Here is a 3,986-nt window from a genome sequence, read left to right as displayed (position 1 = left end):
CTTACGATCTCGCAGAGCGCGGCGGGCATGACCGGGGTAACCCCCTTGCCCATCCGGTGGCGCGGACCGGTACGATAGCTTCGCTTGGTCAGGCGGCGTGGGTGGAACGTCCCGGATTCGGAATATTCCGGATTCGCACCGGTCGGAGGATCTCCGGTCCGGCCGGGTCTCCTCCTTCGGCATGGCAGCCAGGTTCTGGTGGGTGTAGCTCAGCTGGTAGAGCACCGGGTTGTGGTCCCGGTGGCCGCGGGTTCAAGTCCCGTCACCCACCCCAGAGCAATATCCCGCCGACCAGGCCCCGCGGGTCGGCGGGCAGAGACCCACCGTGGCAGCCGTGCGGCCCCGCCGGGCTCACTCGATGTCGAACAGCCCCTGACGAACCGCGTACATCACGGCCTCCATCCGCGAGTGCAGCTGCAGTTTGTCCAGGATGTTACGAACGTGGTTCTTGACCGTGTTCTCACTGATGAACAGCTTGCGGGCAATCTCGCGGTTCGCGCGCCCCTCAGCGACCAGCTTCAGTACCTCGAGTTCTCGCGCGGTCAGGTGCGGGGCGTGCGCCCGAGGACGGTCCTCGGCACCCCGGGCCATCGTGGCGAACTCGACCATCAACTTCGATGCCATCGAAGGACTGATCAGGCTCTGCCCATTGTGGACAGCCCGCACCGCGTCGGCCACCTCGTGCGGCGGAATCGACTTCAGCAGGTACCCGACCGCACCCGCCTTGATCGCCTCGAACAGGTCGGACTCCTCGTCCGAGACCGTGAGCATCACGATACGCGTGCGCGGAACAGCACGTTTGATGGCACCCGCCGCGGCGATCCCGTCCCGGCCCGGCATCCGGACATCCATCAGGACGATGTCCGGCGATGTCCCGGAGGCCAAGGTCAGAGCCTCTTGACCGTTACCGGCCCGGCCGACGACGCTGATGTCCTCCTCGATCTCCAGGACCGTCTGCAGGCCCTGAAGGAACAGCTCATGATCATCTACTACGAGGACCCGGATCGGCGCGGAGCCCTCGACGGAGTCGGCTTCAGCGGCCGACGGCGGCACGACACTGGCCGTCATCACACATCCGGGAATCAGGATCGAATGGTCCGAGCGGCGGCAACCCGGACGCGAACGAAAGGCGGTTCGGACACCAACCCACTCTACGTGATGAAGTACACACCCGAGGTCGTGACGGCGCCGAAGTGGTGCCACCATCTTGCCCGATAAACGCATCCGACATGCCGGAAATAGTACGCGGTGGACGCTGCCACCCACCCGCATAGGACCATGTTCGCGTGGCGAGTCGCGCCCGGTTTCCTCCTGGCAACGACCCCGGCGACCAGCGCGACAAGCCACCAGCAGCAGCAGCAGCAAGATCATTGGATATCAAGCGGGGGCGATGAGTGACCACATGACGGTTTATGCAGGAAATTACCGAGAGTTATTACTCTGATACAGTCATCTAAGAATCCTCGAAATAGTGGGCCGCTTTGCCTGGCGTGATCGGCGGATGACCGTCAATATCACCGGTATGGCCGCAGCATCCAGCAGCTCCCAGCCACGACTCCACATTAAGCCGGGTACCACCTGGTCCGAGGCGTTCACCACCTGCCGCCAGGTTGCCCCCGAGGCGTTCGACGAGGACCGCCTCCGTAATCTCTGGGGCGGGCACTGGCATCGAACTGGAAATCCACTGCACAGCCTGTCCCCCGTCGACGGCGCACCGATCGCCGGGCCCCCGATGATCGAGCAGGACGAGGCCCGGGATGCGATCCGGGCCGCTCTCGACGACCACAAGCACTGGCGCGACGTGGCGCTGCCCGAGCGCAAGGCCCGGGTACGCGCCGCCGTCGACGCCATGGACGCCTACCGCGACCTGCTGGCTCTCCTGCTCGTCTGGGAGATCGGCAAGCCCTGGCGACTGGCGCGCACCGACGTCGACCGTGCCCTCGACGGGGTGCGCTGGTACATCGACGAGATCGACGGCATGATCGCCGGGCGCACCCCGCTACCCGGTCCGGTGAGCAACATCGCCAGCTGGAACTACCCGATGAGCGTGCTCATGCATGCCGTGCTCGTCCAGATCCTCGCCGGCAACGGCACCATCGCCAAGACCCCGACCGACGGCGGCGCCGCCTGCCTGACCCTGGCGAGCGCACTAGCCCGCCGAGAGGGTCTGCCGGTCTCGCTGGTCTCCGGATCGGGTTCCCGGCTGAGCTCGGCGCTGGTCCGCGCCCCCGAGATCGGCTGCCTGGCCTTCGTGGGCGGCCGGTCGGCGGGTGGCCAGGTCGCCGCCGCCCTGGTCGACACCGGTAAGCGCCACTTCCTAGAGCAGGAGGGCCTCAACGCCTGGGGTATCTGGGACTTCTCCCAGTGGGACATGCTCGCCGCCCATCTGAAGAAGGGCTTCGAGTACGGCAAGCAGCGCTGCACCGCCTACCCCCGCTACGTCGTCCAGCGCCAACTGTTCGACAGGTTCCTCCAGATGTACCTGCCGGTGGTCTCCGGCGTCCGGTTCGGCCATCCCCTCGCCGTCGCCGACGACACCGACCCGCTGCCCGAGCTGGACTACGGCCCGGTCATCACCACGGACAAGGCGACCGAGCTGGCCGCGAAGATCGACGAGGCGATCACGAAGGGCGGCGTGCCGATCTACCGCGGAGACCTCGCGGACGGCCGGTTCATCCCCGGGCAGGACACCTCCGCCTATGTGCCGCCGGTGGCGATCCTGAGCCCGCCGGCGTCGTCCGCGCTGCACCACGCGGAGCCGTTCGGCCCGGTCGACACCATCGTCGTCGTCGACTCGGAGGCCGAGCTGCTGGCTGCGATGAACGCCTCCAACGGCGCGCTGGTCGCCTCACTGGCCTGCGACGACGAGTCCCATGCCCGCCGGCTCGCCGGGGAGCTGCAGGCGTTCAAGGTTGGAGTCAACAAGCCGCGCTCCCGCGGCGACCGGGACGAGCCGTTCGGTGGCCGCGGCGCCTCCTGGAAGGGGGCCTTCGTCGGCGGTGTCCATCTGGCCAGGGCCGTCACCGTAGGCGCGGACGCCGACGAGCGGCTCGTCGGCAACTTCCCGGGCTACTCCCTCTACCCGGCCGTCTGACCTGCCCGGCCGCTCCTGCCAGAAGGAGGATTCGACCAGGCCGGCAGGCCGTGCTCGGCGAGTGGTCCAAGGCGCAGGCCGGCGTCGTCGCAGCGCGCGGCGATCCCGGGCAGAGCCCCGAGCGCGCTGCGCCAGGCCCCGGGGGCTGATGTGCAGTCACAGTCGTGCAGCAGCACCGTGGCGCCCCCGCGCAGGTCGGGGGCGACGGTGCCCAGCACGCTGCCCGGCGTCGCCTCGGCCGTCCAGTCGCGTCCCCATGCCGACCACAGGACGGGGCTGAGGTCGAGGCGACGGGCCGCGACGAGCAGCCCGGCCGAGAGGATGCCGTGCGGCGGCCGGACGAACCGCGGCGCGCGACCGGTGATCTCGACGACCAGGTCCCGGGTGCGGGCGAGATGGTCGTGCGTGGAGCGGGGACCGCGCAACAGCATCGGGCGATGATCCCAGCCGTGCACGGCCAGCTCGTGCCCGGCGGCGGCCATCTCCCGCGCCAACGTCGGTGCGCGTTCCAGCAGACCACCGAGGACGAAGAACGTCGCCCGCACGTCGAGTTCGGCGAGCACGTCGAGAAACTGCGGCGTGGACACGGGATCCGGACCATCGTCGAAGGTGAGCGCAACGTGATCGGGCGCGCCGAGCCCTGCGAGCGCTGGCGTCCACCGCAGCCGTAGTCGACGCAGTGTGATGAGCGACGGAATGCCGTAGGTGAGCCCGGCCGCGCCGCCCAGGGTCAACGCCGTGGCGGCGGCACGGCGTGCCATGGCGGGCCTGCGCGTCGCAACGGACCGCGTCATGGCAAAAACTCTGCCACAGATCCGGTCTCGCCTTCCGACCGGCACCCCCATGCCCGCCGCCACCGGGTAGCCCACCGCCACCGGGTACCGCCACGCCC

Annotated in this window: 3 protein-coding genes and 1 tRNA gene; 2 read left to right on the top strand and 2 right to left on the bottom strand. The window is 68.7% G+C overall.

The features are described from left to right. Positions 1-198 precede the first annotated feature (198 nt). Positions 199-274 (top strand) — tRNA-His (locus tag AC08ON_RS16810). 77 nt (positions 275-351) lie between these two features. On the opposite strand, the gene AC08ON_RS16805 is transcribed toward AC08ON_RS16810, so the two are convergent. Continuing rightward, a complete protein-coding gene (locus tag AC08ON_RS16805) occupies positions 352-1,068 on the bottom strand; it encodes a response regulator (protein ID WP_476608319.1) in 717 nt (238 codons plus the stop codon). A 454-nt stretch (positions 1,069-1,522) separates the two neighbouring features. Here AC08ON_RS16805 and AC08ON_RS16800 point away from each other — a divergent pair, with 454 nt between their 5' ends. Further along, the gene (locus AC08ON_RS16800) at positions 1,523-3,094 is read left to right on the top strand and encodes an aldehyde dehydrogenase family protein (protein WP_476608321.1); all 1,572 of its coding nucleotides are present in this window, start codon (positions 1,523-1,525) and stop codon (positions 3,092-3,094) included. Here the strand turns inward: AC08ON_RS16800 and AC08ON_RS16795 are convergent. Continuing rightward, on the bottom strand, positions 3,079-3,888 hold the full coding sequence (locus tag AC08ON_RS16795; protein ID WP_476608320.1) for a polysaccharide deacetylase family protein: 810 nt from the start codon (positions 3,886-3,888) through the stop codon (positions 3,079-3,081). The genes AC08ON_RS16800 and AC08ON_RS16795 overlap by 16 nt on opposite strands. Between the last annotated feature and the right edge of the window lie 98 nt (positions 3,889-3,986).

Source organism: Frankia sp. CoWAU3 (assembly GCF_977971855.1).
This window is presented reverse-complemented; position numbering and strand designations above follow the sequence as displayed.